Annotated in this window: 16 protein-coding genes; 7 read left to right on the forward strand and 9 right to left on the reverse strand. The window is 42.7% G+C overall.

Features of this window, described 5'->3' with window-relative positions; genetic code table 11:
• Positions 1–218 precede the first annotated feature (218 nt).
• Entirely contained in the window at positions 219–743 is a 525-nt protein-coding gene (locus QP775_RS06130) for a hypothetical protein (RefSeq protein WP_285104468.1), read from the reverse strand.
• A gap of 448 nt (positions 744–1,191) precedes the next feature.
• Here QP775_RS06130 and QP775_RS06135 point away from each other — a divergent pair, with 448 nt between their 5' ends.
• From QP775_RS06135 to QP775_RS06150, 4 genes are all read left to right on the forward strand, one after another.
• Positions 1,192–3,240 (forward strand): serine hydrolase domain-containing protein, encoded by a 2,049-nt coding sequence (locus tag QP775_RS06135; RefSeq protein WP_285104471.1) that lies wholly within the window; start codon positions 1,192–1,194, stop codon positions 3,238–3,240.
• A 187-nt stretch (positions 3,241–3,427) separates the two neighbouring features.
• On the forward strand, positions 3,428–4,276 hold the full coding sequence (locus QP775_RS06140) for a DUF72 domain-containing protein (protein WP_285104473.1): 849 nt from the start codon (positions 3,428–3,430) through the stop codon (positions 4,274–4,276).
• A gap of 85 nt (positions 4,277–4,361) precedes the next feature.
• Entirely contained in the window at positions 4,362–5,051 is a 690-nt protein-coding gene (locus tag QP775_RS06145) for a response regulator transcription factor (RefSeq protein ID WP_239328002.1), read from the forward strand.
• Positions 5,032–6,474 (forward strand): sensor histidine kinase, encoded by a 1,443-nt coding sequence (locus QP775_RS06150; protein ID WP_239328003.1) that lies wholly within the window; start codon positions 5,032–5,034, stop codon positions 6,472–6,474. Before QP775_RS06145 ends, QP775_RS06150 begins: the two co-directional genes overlap by 20 nt.
• Before the next feature lie 122 nt (positions 6,475–6,596).
• On the opposite strand, the gene QP775_RS06155 is transcribed toward QP775_RS06150, so the two are convergent.
• The 5 genes from QP775_RS06155 to QP775_RS06175 form a co-directional block, all read right to left on the reverse strand.
• A complete protein-coding gene (locus QP775_RS06155) occupies positions 6,597–7,073 on the reverse strand; it encodes a C40 family peptidase (RefSeq protein ID WP_239328004.1) in 477 nt (158 codons plus the stop codon).
• Positions 7,074–7,598: 525 nt separating this feature from the next.
• Positions 7,599–8,462 (reverse strand): DUF421 domain-containing protein, encoded by an 864-nt coding sequence (locus tag QP775_RS06160; RefSeq protein WP_239328005.1) that lies wholly within the window; start codon positions 8,460–8,462, stop codon positions 7,599–7,601.
• Between the two features lie 113 nt (positions 8,463–8,575).
• Positions 8,576–9,163 (reverse strand): histidine phosphatase family protein, encoded by a 588-nt coding sequence (locus QP775_RS06165; protein WP_285104477.1) that lies wholly within the window; start codon positions 9,161–9,163, stop codon positions 8,576–8,578.
• 289 nt (positions 9,164–9,452) lie between these two features.
• Entirely contained in the window at positions 9,453–10,331 is an 879-nt protein-coding gene (locus tag QP775_RS06170) for an AraC family transcriptional regulator (protein ID WP_239328007.1), read from the reverse strand.
• A gap of 246 nt (positions 10,332–10,577) precedes the next feature.
• Positions 10,578–11,732, reverse strand: coding sequence for an AI-2E family transporter (locus QP775_RS06175; protein ID WP_239328008.1), 1,155 nt, complete (start codon positions 11,730–11,732; stop codon positions 10,578–10,580).
• Positions 11,733–12,038: 306 nt separating this feature from the next.
• Between QP775_RS06175 and QP775_RS06180 the strand changes: the two genes are divergently transcribed.
• The gene (locus QP775_RS06180) at positions 12,039–12,248 is read left to right on the forward strand and encodes a hypothetical protein (RefSeq protein ID WP_239328009.1); all 210 of its coding nucleotides are present in this window, start codon (positions 12,039–12,041) and stop codon (positions 12,246–12,248) included.
• Positions 12,249–12,311: 63 nt separating this feature from the next.
• Here QP775_RS06180 and QP775_RS06185 read toward each other — a convergent pair whose 3' ends face one another.
• A complete protein-coding gene (locus QP775_RS06185) occupies positions 12,312–12,821 on the reverse strand; it encodes a GNAT family N-acetyltransferase (RefSeq protein WP_239328010.1) in 510 nt (169 codons plus the stop codon).
• A gap of 596 nt (positions 12,822–13,417) precedes the next feature.
• Positions 13,418–14,842, reverse strand: coding sequence for an aspartate ammonia-lyase (aspA, locus tag QP775_RS06190; RefSeq protein ID WP_285104482.1), 1,425 nt, complete (start codon positions 14,840–14,842; stop codon positions 13,418–13,420).
• A 324-nt stretch (positions 14,843–15,166) separates the two neighbouring features.
• On the opposite strand from aspA, the gene QP775_RS06195 reads away from it, so the two are divergent.
• Together QP775_RS06195 and QP775_RS06200 are read left to right on the forward strand one after the other, a co-directional pair.
• On the forward strand, positions 15,167–15,691 hold the full coding sequence (locus QP775_RS06195; RefSeq protein ID WP_285104484.1) for a DinB family protein: 525 nt from the start codon (positions 15,167–15,169) through the stop codon (positions 15,689–15,691).
• 93 nt (positions 15,692–15,784) lie between these two features.
• Positions 15,785–16,702, forward strand: a complete 918-nt coding sequence (locus QP775_RS06200; RefSeq protein ID WP_285104486.1) for a DMT family transporter — start codon at positions 15,785–15,787, stop codon at positions 16,700–16,702.
• Positions 16,703–16,897: 195 nt separating this feature from the next.
• On the opposite strand, the gene QP775_RS06205 is transcribed toward QP775_RS06200, so the two are convergent.
• Positions 16,898–18,121, reverse strand: coding sequence for an MFS transporter (locus QP775_RS06205; protein WP_285104488.1), 1,224 nt, complete (start codon positions 18,119–18,121; stop codon positions 16,898–16,900).
• Between the last annotated feature and the right edge of the window lie 72 nt (positions 18,122–18,193).

The following is an 18,193-nucleotide window of genomic DNA, read 5'->3' on the forward strand; positions in this document are numbered from 1 at the left end:
TCACCTCAAAAACGACAAAATATACGTTATTATATCATACCTCAACCTATTCATTATGAAGAGGTTTAAAACTTTTCCAAAGATAGCAAGGATATGTTCCATTCTGTAATAAAAAAATCCCGCAGTGCGCAGTCTGCAGGATAGATGAAGTATATTACGTTAGTGCTGCCCATTTTCTTTCCTAATAGTACAAGTAATTGTTATAATGAAGACTAAAGCTATTCAACATTAATACGTTCAGGTACTGGAATACTCCAATTCAGACCTGTAAATAATTTATCTGTTACTTTCCGTGTTAACGTGAGCTGCTCCGGTACATGCTGCAAACCGTCAATGAGGGCAAATGGTCGTGCTTCAGGGGTCCCCCCGCTTAAGGTAAGTGTCATTCGATCATCTTGTACATGATGATAAGAAGCTGAGCCCGATCCATTGATGTATACCTGATAATCCTGACCGTTTTCATCAACAGCCACCCATTCATCATGAGTAAAGTTATTAACAAACTCACCCGAGACGATCAGCTTTAAAGAAGTTCCTTTACCGTGCTCAACATAAGGACGTGAATCTGCGAATCCAACTACTTTCTCTACAGTCAGCACATCACCTTGTGTCTTCCAAACAGCAGCTTGTGTCTTTAATTGTGCTAAATTAATAGTTATCGAATCCGTTGTTTGCACGGGAAGATTGTAATTTTTAATTACAATTCGAGCTGGTTCGGGCACGTTCTCCCTGATGTTATACACGGTGTACATACAGCTGATAACATCAGATTCCCCCTTGTTGTCATCGCGGCAGTACATGCTGCCTAAACTGCTGCGGTAATCCTCATCCTTATGGATACTCAGGAGCCAGACGATAATCGACGGCCAACACGATGATATCCATCTTTTTAAACATCGATACATTCCCAAAATTAAAAAATGGAATTAAGCTGTTAATTGTACCATACATTTCCCAATTATTTGACCATTGCTCTTATCAACATTTTTATTTGTCCTCAAGTTATCAAACATTATAGATGATCAACTAGCAAAAATATCACTATTTTTTCCAACATAAAAAGCTTAGAAAAACTTCATTTTTGAATATTTTGAAGGGCAGTGAACGGATACTCCTGTCTTATTGGATAGTAACGAACGAAGCCCTATTATGGTTTGCCTTTCACTCATCTAAATAAAGGAGGAACGTGTAATGACCATTGAACGACATGCCGCTCCCCGCCGGTCCGGCAAAAAAGCGCTTATCACCACAATTGCGCTTGCAACAGCCATCACCTTTTTCCACCCGCTCTGTTTATCAGATGCATCCGCAGCCGAGTCCCCGACTACAGCTTCACATCAAACTTTACCTACAGCAGCAGGTCCGACCTCTCCCCAAGAAGTAGAAGCATTTGCCGACAAACTATTCGCGTCATCCAAGATGAAAGACATCCCTGGCGCTGTATTTGTAGTCGTAAAGGATGGAAAGCTGTTATTAAATAAGGGATATGGATATTCGGATGTTAAAGCAAAAACACCGATGGACCCAGACAAAACGGTTATGCGAGTGGCATCCATCACCAAGCCATTTACAACTGCGGTGCTGCTGCAGCTTGCCGAGCAAGGGAAGCTAGACTTAAAGAAAGACATATCCGCTTATTTGGGGGACCTACACATTCCTCGCAAAGTAGAGGGTGATTTAACTGCCGAGCACTTAATGACCCATACAAGCGGATTTGAATTCCCTGATCCCCCTTTAAGCACCCATTTGACAACTAACGCTGAATACTTACGACACTACACGCCTACGGTTGTTCGCAAACCGGGAGAATCCTATATGTATGACAATATGGGCTTTAGCCTTCAAGGGTATATTGTTGAGAAAATTACAGGTGAGCCTTTTGACAAATATGCAAAGAAAAGCTTGCTTGATCCGCTTGGCATGACACATAGCAGTTTTATTATGACCCCTGACACAAAAACTGCGTTGTCGCTGTCATATGATTCGAATGGCGAACCAATGCCTCCATATGAGATTAATCCAGCTGACTCCCCAGATGGCAGTTTATTGTCCACGGGTGGTGACATGGCCAAGTTTATGTTCGCTATGCTTAATGCAGGCAGCTATAATGGTCAACAAATCTTAAAACAAGAGTCCGTACGCAGCATGCTTGAGGTTAAAGTATCTTCAGTTGCCGAACTGCCTAACACTTCGTATGGATTTGAATCCCTTTTCCGTGAAAACTTCAACGGTCAGAAAGTGCTTGCCAAGGGTGGTGATCTCCCCGGATTTAGTTCCTGGATGTGGTTATTGCCTGATCAAAAGACTGGGGCATTTGTTATCTTTAATCGTAATGACGCGGCTAATGCCTACTTCCGTGAGCACACTTTCACCTCTTTTATGAACCATTATTACCCGGACAATAAACCGGCTCCCACTATCTTAAAGTCAACGCAACAAGAATTGCAGCAGTTTGCAGGAGCTTATCGTGACCTTCGCTTAGGCTTTGAACTTATACGAGTAGAAGCAAAACCTGAAGGCGTGCTGGAATTATCAAGCTCAACGGCCAAACAGCAATTACAGCAAGTCGGCCCGCTCCTATTTAAGACCGAGTCGAACAAACTCATTGGTTTCAAACGTGATCCTAAAGGAAATATAACGTACATGGATCAGGGAAATGTATCATGGCTGCAGAAGCTGCCAGCACCAAGCGTAACCATTAGTGACATTAACGAGAATCATCCTTATCGCAACTATATAGATGATTTGCTCCTGCGCGGTGGCATTGAATTGGGATCAGGGAATACATTTTTACCAGATCAAGAACTAACACGTGGTGACTTCATCTCACTGCTCATTTCCAGTATGCATATTAGAAAATCGGATAATACCTCTTCCTTTGCGGACATTAAAGGACATAAATATGCAAAAGACATTCAAACGGCTGTCGAGTTTGGTCTAGTTACAGGAACACATACGAATCAATTTAGCCCGGACACACCTATAACACGTCAAGAAGCAGCCGTAGTCATATGGAGATTAGTCCAACTTATGGGGGCTGATGCTCTGGATGCCAAGCTGGTTGGCGAAACTGATAAATGGGCCCTGACTGCGGTGAAGTATGCTGTCGCAAGCCAGATTTATGGTCCCGAGGTATCCCCTCGTGCTGACGGTTCAGTAGACTATGGCTCTAAACGTAACTTGGTACGAAAAGAAGCCACAGCCATGATCAGTCTGCTTCTGTCTGGACCGATTTCATAGGACATTTTTCCATATCCAAATACGCTATCGCGTATAAATAACACATAAATCTATCCTATTCTCCAGCCTGCAAATCTATAGCCTCGTTCCGTCACACTGGAACGGGGCTTTTTGATCTTTGTAATACCCTTTATTTGATTTTAAGCTTAGAACCCTATATCTTTTTTATAACAGGAGGGGAACAGCAATGATTGAAATTGGTCTTGCGGGCTGGGGAGATCATAACGACCTGTATCGCAGCGGAGTCGCAGCCCGCAACAAATTAAAAGCATACAGCTCCCATTTTCCCGTTGTGGAAGTTGACAGTTCCTTTTACGCGATTCAAGCAGCTTCAACATTTGAGAAATGGTCGAAAGAAACACCTGATGAGTTTGGTTTCATCGTCAAAGCCTATCAAGGAATGACCGGACATGACCGCAAAGGGATGGCTTATGACGCTGAAGCAGAAATGTTCCGCAAGTTTATCCACTCTATTGAACCAATAAGACAGTCAGGTAAGCTCAAATCGGTCTTGTTCCAATATCCGCCATGGTTTGACTGTACACGTGAACATGTACATACGCTAAAAAAAGCTCGGCACCTCATGGGTAATATGCCCTTGTCGCTTGAATTTCGCCATCAGAGCTGGTTTACCCCTGATATGAGGGCAAGAACTCTAACCTTTATGGAACAGCAGCACTGGGCGCACAGCATATGTGACGAGCCTCAAGCAGGACAAGGATCTGTCCCCATAGTGCCGCATCCAACAAACCCTGATGTGACCCTTGTACGGTTTCATGGACGTAACGTTAGTGGATGGAAATCACATGGCCAGACGAACTGGCGTGATGTCAGGTACTTGTATCATTACAATAAGCAAGAATTATCGGAATGGAGGGATCGCTTGCTTACCCTTCAGCAGCATTCAAAGCATATTTATGTCATCTTTAATAATAACTCTGGTGGGCATGCAGCCCAGAACGCAAAAGATTTAATCCAATTGCTAGGGATTACCTATGAAGGGCTCGGACCACGGCAGTTGGATCTGTTTGAGTAAAAAATCTTAATATCCATGGATTAGCATGTTCCCCTGCTCCTCGGGCATAATAAATGCAAATTAATCGTAATGCGAGTTGAGCATGATGGATGCAGACAAAATTTTGCTAGTAGAAGATGAACACAACGTTTCTCAATTTATTCAATTAGAGCTTGAACATGAGGGTTATGAAGTAACAGTGGCACAAGATGGCGAACAGGCATTGGAATATATCAGTCAGGACAGTTGGAGTCTCATCCTGCTCGACTGGATGATCCCCAAACTGAATGGACTTGAAGTATGCCGCCGAATCCGCAAGACGAGTGATGTTCCTATTATATTAGTAACTGCACGAGATGATATTGGCGACCTGATTGCGGGCCTGGATACTGGAGCTGACGATTATATTACCAAGCCATTCGAAATTGAAGAAATGCTGGCTCGTATCCGAACTGTTCTCCGCAGATATAATTGCGCTGTTGGTACGCCGAATGCTGCTCTACATCAAATTGAAGATTTAGTCGTTGATGTAAAAAAGCGTCTTGTGAGCAGAGCCGAGTCACGCATTGAACTGACACAAAGAGAATTTGATCTCCTCTTATTCCTGCTAGAGCATCAAGGTGAAGTCATCTCAAGAGAGAGGCTGTTATCTGCTGTATGGGGCTTTGATTTTGTAGGAGAGACAAACGTTGTTGATGTTTACATTCGATATCTTCGAAACAAATTGGATCGTAAATATAATACAAAACTTATACATACGGTTCGAGGCGTGGGATATGTCATACGATCAGAATGAGGAAGCTATGCCCCAGCATGGGAAACAGACACTAAGAGCACGGCTTGTGCTCAAAATGAATACCCTCATGTTTCGATTTACATTTTGGTATGTGCTCAGTTTGCTAACGGTTATCTTATGGATAGGCTTGTTTATCATCGGCAACGTGAGTCATTACTTTATTGCCGATACAAAGTTGGAGCTGCTTGCCGTCGAGCAAAAACTAAAAAGTACCCTTCAAGATGAAATTCATGAGGACTGGAATCTGACTTTAAATGATCTGCTTTACCCCGAGCATGTGAACTACGACGTCAGGATCGTAGATGCCGCGGGTAACACAATGGCTCAATCAAGAGGTTGGGATGATAATATTAGCAATGAGGAAATCGAAGTTGACCTTAAATGGACCGATACCATCTGGTGGAGCTGGAAAGGCGGCTTGTTCTTTCAGGATGAAGTCAAGTGGCGGCAAGCTAATGGAAAATGGGGTACCTTCTATATTCATGTTCACCTCAATGCAATCGAACGTTTGTTAAAAATTATTATTAAAGTACTATTATTTACGGCCATTATTAGTGGAACGCTAGGGACGTTTCTCATTTACCATATTACACGCAGAAACTTGTCCCCCCTGTTCTCCATTACCAATGCCGTTCGTAGAATGCGTAATCTGCCGAACTTGAATCAGCGTATCCCGATTCCTGTAACACCAATCGAGCTAACAAATCTGGCACGTACGATTAATCAGCTATTAGACGAGCATAAGGGACTGCTGGAGCGTGAGATGCACTTTATTACGAACGCTTCACACGAATTGCGTACACCGCTTACTGCTTTTCGCGGGCACGTCAACTTGATCAAACGTTGGGGTAATCAGAATCCAGTTGTGCTGAATCAGTCCATTCAAGCGCTGGATCAAGAAAGTCAACGCATGCAGCGGCTCATTATTCAATTACTGGCTGTTGCACGAAACGCAAATATATCCATTAAAAAGGATAAAGTCGATTTGACCTCGCTACTTGAAGAGGTACTACGTCAGTTATGGAAGCAAGAGTATCAAATATCGCTTCAGGTTCATTATGACCAACCCATTTATGTCATAGGCGATAGAGAGCAATTAAGACAAGTTGCCGTCATCTTAATCGAGAATGCGATTCGCTACACCAATCCATATGGTCGTATCGATATATGTGTAACGCAAAGCCCACAACACGTATGTTTCTCCGTTGCGGATACCGGGATTGGTATTCCGCAAGCAGAACAAAGCAAAATATTTGACCGTTTCTATCGCGTAGACAAAGCACGCTCTCGTGTAACCGGAGGCACCGGTCTCGGGTTGTCGATTGCAAGGCAATTAGTCAACAACCATAATGGAACGATAACGGTTGAGAGCGAGTTGGGACGCGGCAGTACGTTTACCGTCTGTTTTCCTTCACCTGTCTAAGCTATGTACGGCAAGCTATAGAAACGGAGTGAACGTGGCTCCTTTCTATAGGCTTGTCCGGTCTATCTATAAATCACTGCGTGTATGAGCTACACAGTACGAATACTCGAATAAATGGCACGTTACAAAACTCGACGAATCTTAGTGATTCGTGAATTCCAAGTGCTGAGCTTGGACACCGTCACACCCGGTTTACCATAAGTGTGCAATATCTTGCCGTTACCCATGTACACAGCTACATGATGAATCGGAGAGTAGAAGAAGATTAAGTCTCCTTTTTTGAGTTGGCTTTTCTTTACTGCATGACCCACTTTGGACTGCTGCCTAGAGTCCCTTGGCAATTTAATTCCATGCTTTTTAAAAATATATTGAGTAAAGGAGGAGCAATCAAAGGATCTTGTTTGTCCAGTTGCAGCTCCGAACTTATATCGAACTCCCATATATTTTTTCCCAGTCGCAATAATTTGATTTGCCTTTGAACTTGAAGTTATTGTAGCCGCTTCCGCAGATTGCAATGGAGCAACTACGCTCCCCGCAAACAAAAATGATGCACTTAAACTTACACATACGAGCAATTTGCCGAATTTGACTTTATTCAACAATCGAACTCATCTCCTTCAGTTATTTTTTTGGGGTGGTTAACCCTTTCCTAAGATAACACAAGGTATTTCCCCACAATTTACCGCCGATTGTTGTAAGCCAGTACTGCTCATGCTTCAAGCGATTCTATGAAAAGACCATTATAAAATTCTCATTAAATTCACCTTGACAACATAAGAACAAAACAAAATCAGGCGGGACGTGACTTATATCCCCCCCTTCGTCGTCGAGCCGCTTCGAAAAATAAGACACTACAAGTGAAAAACGCAGTTACGAACAGCTACGCGGGCACTCATTAAGAATCGAATTCCTCCAAAATAACATGCGGCTGTTTACATGTGTTCTGCAAAAACATTCGCTTTTTCCTGATTTGCGACAGCTACAAGGTTGATTGTTATTCCGAAGGCTTGATGTCCTCACGTCGTCAGTACATACTAAATAGAGCGCTTAAGAGGTCAACCCCTAAGCGCTCTATTACATGTATTAAGATGAAAAATGCTAATCTGCTACACCTGAAGCTTAGGTCATTTCTTTGAAAGCTCGGTAATATCGGGCATTACCCGTTCCAAATCAGACCTAAAACGTTCATACAACTGCTGTAGTTTCACATCATCATCTGTACCTTTTAACTTCCTCAATTCTGCCTCGCATTGCTTAAGCAGCATAGTTAATTGCACGTTCGGTTTCTGCTGCGTCCCTACACTTAATTGATCGTCATACAGATCAATATACAACTGATTATTGGAATCCACTTGTCCAAGAAATACTTCTTCCAACTTATACCCAACCTTCTCCAGCTCATGATGAAGCCAATTAAGGTCTAATCCCAATGCTCGCAGCGGTTCAGGCAGCAGCTTGCCATCCATAATAACGAGTTGGGGTTCTTTCTCGTTCGGCAGCACAATTCCTAAATCCTTGGCTGTCAACGGTTGATTTTCCTTCTTCAACAGCACATTGATTTCGCCACTCGGTTCAATCACCGCAAATTCTACATCAGCTACTCGGAATGCATTATTCTTGCGTAACTGCTGCATAAGTTCATCTGAGGTAATGCGTTCTTTATGTAAATTTTTCTCAAGTACTCTACCACCCTTTATTAACACGGTTGATTTGCTGTCAATAAAGTTCCGCAATTTTTTCGTTTTGATCTGCAGATATTCGATTCCGAGTGAGAATCCAACCCACACCACTAAAGAAATTATGCCCAAATACCACTTTGCTTCTGCGTCCAACGAAATGTAAGCAGCAATGCTGCCAATCGTTATGCCTGTAATATACTCAAATAGTGAAAGTTGTGATACCTGTCTTTTCCCTAGCAACTTGGTTAAAAAAAAGAGTACAACAACGGATACCAATGTTCGTATGGCAATTTCAAATCCCTCAAGCAAGTATGTTCCTCCATTCTTTTAACGTGCTGTTGGATTTAATATTTGCCATACATCACAAAGTTATGCCTCACTGACCATTTGAACAGGCCTACGACCTTCTCAAGTCGCGTTCGTTATAGATTTGTTGATGTCAGATGCTGTGTACAATTGTGCAGTTCGCAGGACCATCCCTTTTCGGCATGGACCACACAAGTGAGAGAGGTATTGTCCAGTGGTCCATCACGGTCTGGATGAGGAACAATCTCGTTTAACATATGTTTAATAAAGGCACCGTGGCTCACCACAAGTACGTTCTTTCCGTAGTGTTCACGAAGCAGCACCTCAAACGCGGACATACCGCGTGCCACTACACTCTCTTTACTCTCCATACCTAGATCGATTTCCCACCATTTTAAGCCCCATTTTGCTACACGCTCCGCTTCTGTCGTTCCTTCTATCTGTCCTCCGCTAGCTTCTCTTAATCGATCATCCAACAGAAGTGGAATGCTGCCGAACTTTCCCTGAATAATTTCTGCCGTTTGCTTGGCCCTCAAGAGAGAGCTCGACACGATTAAATCCCACGGTTCTAAGCAAAGTCTTTCCCCCAAGAGGTGAGCGTCACGTTCACCTGCTTCATCAAGCGAAATATCGGAGTTCCCCTGTGCTCTGCCTTCTTTATTCCAAGGTGTGCTGCCATGTCGTATAATGCCAAATCTTGTCATGAGATATCCTCCGTAATCATGTTAGTTGTTAGATGAATCTATACTAATAGTATACACAAACGACTCCTGCCTTTCTAAATTACACAAAAACACTTGGAAACCCAAGTGTTTTGTTCGACAAGAATATTGTCACATCCATGCAGACGTTTAAAAACATAGTTTTATTACAACTTATGTATGACCGATACGCAGCCATATTAGGCAGCCATAAAATATGGCTAATTGCTGCACGGGAGACTCGAGAATTAGTTCTGCTTCCTTCCTGCTTACTTGGCTAATAACCTGCAAACTAGACGGATTGCTTGATTGGGATATAAATAGACATCTTCATCTGATCCGGATAACGGGAGTGACCCACGTCTGTTATTTCGAAGTCAGGTCCTTCCAATCGTTCATAATTGGAATTGGGCAACCAGGTTCCGTATATAAAACGTCTTGTATTCTGTACCTCATCAGCATGTCCATGAACCTTAAATTCAGCATATAGGCCTTTTGGAAGGCTATATCGAATAAGATCTTTTGTCAGTACATCATCTGAAGGGTATACAGCCTCACCTACGATAAACGAAAATTGACCATTGTCCTGAAATCGGCACGAAACGCCGTATGCCATCCCTGGAGCAGCTTGATGGGGAATGTGCAAGTAATACTGCTGTTCACCAAAGTGATGATAGAAGCCTGGAATGTCGTGAAAATAAGCTTCCTGCTGAAGATTGGTTATATACTCATACCCAACGATATCTACGGTCGCCAGCGTGGTAATACGAGGTTTATTCATTTGCAAGTCTCCTTTTGCCTGATTTCGATAATCTATAAAGTTTATCTTCAATTGATACGCCAACTGCTGGCCAGATGCTCGATATTTAGCTGGTGTAACGCCAAAGCAACTATCAAAAGCACGGGTAAACGCCTCTTGTGAACTGTACTGGTAGTCTAAAGCCACATCTAATATGTTCCGGTCTGTTGACTTAAGTACGATGGCTGCTTCTGATAAGCGTCGTCTGCGAATATAAGTTTGGACCGAGAAACCAGAAATCGCCTGAAACAACCTCTGAAAATGAAAAGCTGAAAAGCATGCAGACCTTGCGATTTGCTCAATACGGAGATCCTCTTGTAAGTGCAGTTCCATGAAATCGATAGCTGCTTGGATCCTATTATAATGGTCCATCTATCTCTGCTCCCTTCCAGACATAATGATGTATCGTTATTGTACATGATGTTCTCAGTCCCATTTTGATAGGTTGTGCTTTTTTATTTATTACAGTTGAAATAAGCAAAAAAAAGACCACATCCGGCGTAAACCGAAGCAGTCCTGTTGCTTACATGATGATAGCAACCGCAGTGGTACTATCTAGGTGTAACTTATAATCTGAACAGCCTTAGTTCACTTGCTGAGCTCACGATCCGACACGGGCTATGTGTCATACAGTCCAGAACGCGACTTGAACCATTGGAACAAATGGGTAGCAACTACTTTCAGCACAGCATAGCCTGGTACGGCTAGTATTATGCCTACGATACCAAATAGGTTACCGGCTGTTAAAATAACAAAAATAATCGTAATAGGATGGATTTTTAAAGTCTTGCCCATAATTTGCGGAGAAATAAATTTACCCTCCACCAGTTGGACGACAGTCCAGACAATAACCATCTTTAGCAGCATAACGGGAGATGTAACAAGTGCGATGATTAAAGCTGGCGTAATAGCAATCGCTGGGCCCAGATAAGGAACGATGCTCGTACATGCCGCTATAACAGCCAGCACAAGCGAATACTCAAGACCGATAATCAAGTAGCCAATATACAATAAGATCCCGATACAGAAGCTGACAATAATTTGTCCACGGATATAGGAACTGATTTGACCGTTAATATCTGACATCACTTTGTAAGAGCGCGAGCGGAGACCCATCGGGACAAAGTTGGTGATATAGCCTGGAAGCTTTTTCCCATCCTTGAGCAAATAAAATAATATAAACGGCACAATGACAAAAGCCAACACAAACTCTGTTATTTTCCCTAAAAATGCCCCTAATCCTTTAAACGTATCATTAAAGAAGGACGATGCTTTCGCGGTTAGGTTCTGCACAAGCTCAGAGGCGTTAAAGCCTAGACTTTGCTGGACCTGATTAAATACATCACTGCCAATCCAGGTTTGGAACAACAGCTGTGCTTCATGATAATACTTAGGGAAGTTCTCCGATAAACTTATGATTTGATCACGTACAAATGGAACGATGGCAACGATCAGGAATGTCACCAATCCAGCAATGAGCAAATACAACACCAGTATGGAATAAATACGTTTGATCCGAAAACGCTCCAGCACATCCACGATCGGATTAAGTAAATAATACGCCACACCTGCTAAAATAATGGGCAGTGAGACGGTTGTGAGCAGTACTTTAAAGGGCTCAAAAACGTATGATATTTTGGTAAATACATATACGTTTAATCCAACCAGCAGCAGAATAAGTAAGAACAGAACAAATTTCTGGTGGAGGAAAAATTGCAGCAGTTTACCGCTCCAATTGGTTGGTGACTTGACACGCGATTCGTCCGAATTCAAGTACGACTCACTCCTTATTATATTGTATATAAGAGAGATCTTTCTCTACTCCCTGTCCAATGTACTACGCACAAAGTTGATCATAAGCGTCATAAATGTCAGCATTATTCTGAGTGTTATTGGCAAGCCTATGGTGAACTTTTCATCAATTGGTTGAGTTTTCATTTTATTATATGATTTGTTTGGGCCATGCTCAACTCGTTTGGAATAAGATGATACGCTCACAATCCACACATAACCCGAAACCAGTTTAGCACCGCTTTCGTATCGTCTGTAAAATGGAATTCGAAGAGGAGGCATTCATGTATGATGTCACGTCTCAGTACAGTCACCTATAAAAAATTTGGTATTGTGGCATTTGCAGCTATAGTATTAGGTGTTATTATTGCGCTTGTACCTAGTGGTATGGTTCGCACCCTTGCTATTATTGCCATTACGCTTATTGCATTTGTACTGCAAGGTACGATCATCAGTGACAATAATACCAGCATAGATCAAACAGACGATAAAGATTGAAGCACTTTGGAACCCCTTCTTAATTAAGGGACACAGATCTCCTCTTCCCATTGTCGTCTATCCCTATGACGGAACAATGGGAATCCAATACTTGCATATCCCGTTCTGAATTGACGTAAGGCGTCCATGGTTGGCTTCAACCACCCTCCTGGACGCCATATTGGTTTCATCTACAGTTAGCAGTACTTCCTGCAGCGCTCTGTTACATGCTTCCTCTAGTAATAACTTTAAAATAATCGTCCCATATCCTTTATTCCGTTCGCTTGGTCTGATTGCATAGCCAATATGGCCGCCTCTCTCTGCTAAAGATTCATTTAGATAATGCCGTAACTTCCCAAGTCCAACAGGCTGATCATTCGAGAGAAGCCAGTAAGAGGTTTGCGGCACAAAATTTGGTGCCAAAGCTAGCCCACGTGACATCTTCTCAGACTGACTCAAAGCAAGTCTGAACTGCTTGGGTGTTAATCCGTACAAGCTATTGTGAAATCCGTTCTCGCCTGGTCCCATTTCTTGCGACATCTCATAGTAACGATAATCATCGAATTTCGTAAACCTACGAAGTTTGATATTCATAATCGTCTCCCCCTCAAATAACACTTTATGATGCGCTGGAACTAAAAATGAAGCATACATATAGGGTTGAGCCTAACAGTTACTCGGTCACCGAGCCAATTCGAAACCTCATCTGAGTCGCATTCGGTATTCCCCACTCATTTTTGGCCATTCCGAACCCTTGATTTACGAGTAAGAACCCTACTCTCGCCATCAAGACGGAACCGCTAAATTTCTGCTTCGATACTGCAGCTATACACTTCCTTTAGAAGTTTGCAGTACTTTGCCACTTCTGGTATCGTCGTTTGCATATATCCTTTGGAAGCAAAACAAGTTCGTTGCGGATAACAATATGGTCGTCATTTTATCTGGCAATAAGCCATTAGACGGATCGGTCATTTTGATTAAACCTTCCAAGAACCTATAAGTTCTATTATTGTCTCACAGGTTCTGTTGTCGTAACAAAGATAGTTCTATGATACAAACTGATGTTACATTAGCTTTCAAAATGGCTTGCTTTCTGTTTGCCATTAAATAAAGAATGTCAGCATTTAATGGATATTTATATCACAAAAGGCAGCCCTTAGGGGCTGCCTCGTCAATAAATAAAGTATGTTCTATTCTCTATCAAATAAAGCTGCCCCTGCAATCCCAGGCTTGGTCATCTCATGAGCGTCCAAAATAACATCCAGTTCCTCTTCTGTTAACACTTGATACATCAAGCATAGCTCTCGAACGGACTTCCCGCTTTCTGTCGCTTCGCGAGCAATACGTGCAGCAACCTCATAACCCAGATGCGGGCTAATCGCTGTAATGATCCCTACACTATTCTCAACGTACAAGCGACAACGTTCCTCATTGGCTTCGATTCCTTCAAGGCAATGTGTGCGGAATACTTTAAAGACGTTGTTCATCATGCTCAGTGATTGCAGCAAGTTAAACACCAGTACCGGCTCCATCACATTAAGCTCCAACTGCCCTGCCTCAGATGCAAGACAGATCGTATGATCATTGCCAATCACTTGGAATGCGACTTGGTTCACCACTTCACACATGACCGGATTCACTTTCCCTGGCATTATCGAAGAGCCAGGTTGGCGTGCCGGTAAGCGAATCTCACCGAATCCGGTACGGGGTCCAGATGCAAGCAGACGCAAATCATTTGCAATCTTGGACATATTCATCATACAGACCTTTAACGAGGCGGACACTTCCGTATACGCATCCGTATTTTGCGTGGCATCGATAAGATGCTCAGCATGCTTAAGAGGCAATCCGCTTAACTGTGCTAACAATTCCACCACTCGTTGAATATAACGCGGGTCGGCATTTAAGCCTGTTCCAACCGCAGTAGCGCCCATATTTACTTCATACAAATGTTCCTTTGTGTGCTCGATTCGCTTAATGTCTCTAGCAAGCATTCGGCAATAAGCTTCAAACTCTTGACCTAGACGAATAGGAACGGCATCCTGAAGATGCGTACGTCCCATCTTAATTACATGATCAAACTGCTCAGCCTTATCACTAAAGGTCTGATGCAGCTCTCGCATCGTGATAAGCAGCTTATCTATAAGCGTTAAGACAGCGATGTGTATCGCAGTCGGAAAAGCATCATTAGTAGATTGTGCGCGATTCACATGGTTATTTGGGCTTAAGCTCGCATAATCGCCTTTAGCCTTGCCGAGCAGCTCCAGCGCGCGGTTCGCAATGACTTCATTGGCATTCATATTGATCGAAGTACCGGCTCCACCTTGAATCGGGTCAACGATAAATTGCTCGTGCCACAGACCTTGAATAATCTCATCAGCCGCTTGTGTAATCGCTTGGCACAAGTTAGGCTGTAATTGCTTCACTTCCATATTGGCAATCGCTGCCGACTTCTTGACAATCGCTAACGCACGGATCAACTCTTCACTCATCCGATATCCGGTAATTGGGAAGTTCTCTACTGCCCGCAGCGTCTGAATACCATAGTATGCCTCGTGGGGCACTTCTTTTTCTCCAAGGAAATCTTTCTCTGTTCTTGTTAAAAGTGTAGCCATAGGATTCACTTTCTTTCTGTAGGTAATAGAAAACAAATCAGTAACACACTAGTAAGCGTTTACAGGATAAGTATACCATTGATTACCATACTTATCTATTATAATCTTATGATTTTCATCACATAATTTTAACCAGTGTATTATTATGATTGATATTTTGACCACTCCTTCAATAAATACCATATTTTAATCATTGCATTAGATACTCAAAAATTTAAATATTATGATCTAAACGCAAATGGGAAATCCATCATTTTGTGTTGATTTTATTTGACTGAAACGAGATTCGATGAAATATTAAATATAAAAACTGGAGGAGCAGACATGGATTCCAAACAAGCCTTTACAAGGTTTGAAGAACTCTCGCAAGTTTACATAACAACCATTAAACGCTATAGTTACGAGGAACTACTATTTAAACCCTCTCCTACTTCCTGGTCGCTTGGCGAGTTGAATAACCATGTAGTGGGTACAGGCTTCATTCAGATGGAGACTTTAATGAATTGCAGGACAGCCGCGGCACTGCCAAAGAAGAAATCCTGGTCTGGCAGGATTGTTTACTTTATCGGTTCGATACCACCAATTAAAGTTAAAATGCCCGAGACTATTGAACACACACCTTTCCAACCGTGCAGCAAAGATCAACTGTTAGAGCGCTGGCATTCCTTTTTGAATACGATGAGAGAACTGGAAACCCTTGTATCTACCATTCCTCGAAATCAAAAAATAGAACAGCCCTATCTGGGTTATCTGAATGCAGAAGAATGGTATGAGCATATTGTGATGCACGTTGCTCACCACTTGCGACAGCAGACACGTATCGAGCGCCTGCTCCGCAAGCGGGTATAAGACCACAATTAAGATTCACTTAGCGCTCATTTTACTGTATACTTGCTGATGGTTGAATTGATCAAAATCCATCGTGTCGAGGTGTTAAGCAGTATGACGTCCAAGAAATCACTGCATTTGTATATTTGTATGTTTATCGGTATCATTGCGATTTCATTTTCGGCTATTATCGTCAAATGGTCGGAGGCTCCTGCTTCTATACTGGGCATGTATCGACTACTGCTTACTAATCTGCTGTTGCTGCCATGGATGTGGTCTTATCGTGAGGAGTGGAAGACCGTTCGCGTGAACGATTGGTTCCGGCTGGCAGCATCTGGATTATTCTTAGGCATCCATTTTTTGCTGTGGATGGAATCACTGCGTTACACCTCCGTATCCAGTTCTACTGTCATCTTGACCTTAGAGCCTGTACTGATCCTTATTGCTTCCTATTGGCTGTTTCAGCACCGTATTAAGCGTTCCGCAATCTATGGTCTTGGTCTTGCCTTAATTGGTATGGTATTGATCGGTTGGGGCGATTTTCAGATTTCCGGTCAAGCCTTATACGGGGATCTTTTGTCCGTGCTTGGCACGATTGCTGTTGTTATACATATGTTATTGGGTCAAGACTTAAGGAGCCGCGTCACCTCATACGTCTACAATTTTTCCGTATTTCTAGTAGCTGGGGTCAGCTTGGCCGTATACAATTTATGTACAGGTATTGCTCTAGGTGGCTACTCTTCCAATGAATGGCTCCTATTCGCCTTAATGGCAGTCATTCCAACCGTGCTAGGCCATATGTTGTTTAACTGGCTGCTCAAATATTTAAGCGCCACTTCGATCTCGATGAGTATCCTCGGAGAACCGGTGGGTGCTAGCTTGCTGGCTTGGATACTGCTCGGTGAGACGCTTGGTACGTTACAGTTGTTTGCTTGTGTGCTGCTCATTCTCGGTGTCTGGATCTTTCTGCGGAATGATAGGCCTTCAACCGCGTCACATCATGCGGCTTCACAACCTATCTCTCCACAATAAAGAGTGCGTCAATGAGGCATTTTATAGAACGAGTGATCGATTTTCCAACAGAATAGATCATCGTCTATAAAAATAGAACCCCCCGCATCACTATCGTAGTGGTGCGGGGGGTTCGTTTAATTACTTAGAAGTGGTGTTACACTATGAGAGAAACAACCCCATCTTCAATCAGCATAAATGAGCATTTTATAAGCATTAACTCATGTGGGATTCAATCGCTGCTTTGTTCGCCGACTTAGAAGAGTTCCTTCCCCATATGACCGACAAACCAAAGCTTATCACAAGAATGATGGCACCAAACGAATAGGGCAGATCCAAATGAATGTCAAATAATATACCTGCAAGCGCCGGACCAAAGATGTTACCTAGACTCATGTACGCATTGTTCATACCAGCTACGAACCCTTGCTCCTCGCCTGCAAGCTTAGACAATAACGTGTTAATCGCAGGACGTAATATCGATGTAAACGTAAAGAAGAGCACGATCATCACAAGCATATACGACATATTCCCTGAAAATAACATCAACACCAACGTTACTGCTGATGCCAGAAAGGTTACATTAATCAGCCTACGCTCCCCAAACTTCTTCAGTAATTTATCGATAAACAACGCTTGAATAAACACACCAACCAATGCTCCCACAGTAATTAAAATCGAAATGTCACGTGCTGTATAACCATATCTTTGATCAACAAAGAGTGGAAAAATAGCTTCAAAATTCGCCAAGCCAAATGTTAAAGTAAACATGAGGAACAAAAAGATCCAATAGGGAGCTTTTATAGACTGAGCCAATTGTTTGAAAATATTTTCGGCTTTCTGCTTATGCTTCATCAACTGTTGCCGCTGTTCAACCGACAACGTCTCTGGGAGTACAAGCAAGGAGACAATCATAGCGATCGCACCTACACCTGCCGATACATAAAATGGCGCACGAATGCCCAGTTCAGCTAAAAATCCGCCAATACCAGGCCCAATTACAAATCCTAGTGACATCGAAGCGCCAAGCATACCTAGTCCTTTGCCTCGACTTTCAACACTGGTTACATCCGCTACATAGGCCATCATGGAAGGAATCATAGCCGCAGCACCTATTCCTCCAATAAACCGAGATACATAAAGCATCCACATTTGATCTGCAACTGCAAAGATTAAATTGGAACCACTAAACAGAAGAAGACCTGCAATGATTAACTTTTTGCGTCCGAATCGATCGGACCACTCACCTGCGATCGGTGAAAAAATAAACTGCGTCAATCCCATCGCTGCCACCAGATACCCCGCAGCCTTACCACTAGCACCGAATTCCTTTAAAAACTCAGGCAGTACCGGGATAATCAGACCGATACCTAACATGGCAATAAACATGTTAACCATCAAGATCAGCAATGGCCCTTTATTCATTTCCTTACCAGACATAGTTGTTTGCTCTCCTCCACTTCAGAACACTTATTCCATTCTGCATGATTGGTTTGTTACTATCTTTTTTTC

The sequence above is a fragment of the Paenibacillus sp. UMB4589-SE434 genome (assembly GCF_030226685.1).
In the GTDB taxonomy this organism is placed as follows: domain Bacteria; phylum Bacillota; class Bacilli; order Paenibacillales; family Paenibacillaceae; genus Paenibacillus_B.

Excerpts from the sequence above, each read along its gene's own strand:
- QP775_RS06135 (WP_285104471.1), top strand. The coding sequence starts at position 1,192 with ATGACCATTGAACGACATGCCGCTCCCCGCCGGTCCGGCAAAAAAGCG.
- QP775_RS06140 (WP_285104473.1), top strand. The coding sequence starts at position 3,428 with ATGATTGAAATTGGTCTTGCGGGCTGGGGAGATCATAACGACCTGTAT.
- QP775_RS06145 (WP_239328002.1), top strand. The coding sequence starts at position 4,362 with ATGGATGCAGACAAAATTTTGCTAGTAGAAGATGAACACAACGTTTCT.
- QP775_RS06150 (WP_239328003.1), top strand. The coding sequence starts at position 5,032 with ATGTCATACGATCAGAATGAGGAAGCTATGCCCCAGCATGGGAAACAG.
- QP775_RS06165 (WP_285104477.1), bottom strand. The coding sequence starts at position 9,163 with ATGACAAGATTTGGCATTATACGACATGGCAGCACACCTTGGAATAAA.
- QP775_RS06170 (WP_239328007.1), bottom strand. The coding sequence starts at position 10,331 with ATGGACCATTATAATAGGATCCAAGCAGCTATCGATTTCATGGAACTG.
- QP775_RS06180 (WP_239328009.1), top strand. The coding sequence starts at position 12,039 with ATGATGTCACGTCTCAGTACAGTCACCTATAAAAAATTTGGTATTGTG.
- QP775_RS06185 (WP_239328010.1), bottom strand. The coding sequence starts at position 12,821 with ATGAATATCAAACTTCGTAGGTTTACGAAATTCGATGATTATCGTTAC.
- aspA (WP_285104482.1), bottom strand. The coding sequence starts at position 14,842 with ATGGCTACACTTTTAACAAGAACAGAGAAAGATTTCCTTGGAGAAAAA.
- QP775_RS06195 (WP_285104484.1), top strand. The coding sequence starts at position 15,167 with ATGGATTCCAAACAAGCCTTTACAAGGTTTGAAGAACTCTCGCAAGTT.
- QP775_RS06200 (WP_285104486.1), top strand. The coding sequence starts at position 15,785 with ATGACGTCCAAGAAATCACTGCATTTGTATATTTGTATGTTTATCGGT.
- QP775_RS06205 (WP_285104488.1), bottom strand. The coding sequence starts at position 18,121 with ATGTCTGGTAAGGAAATGAATAAAGGGCCATTGCTGATCTTGATGGTT.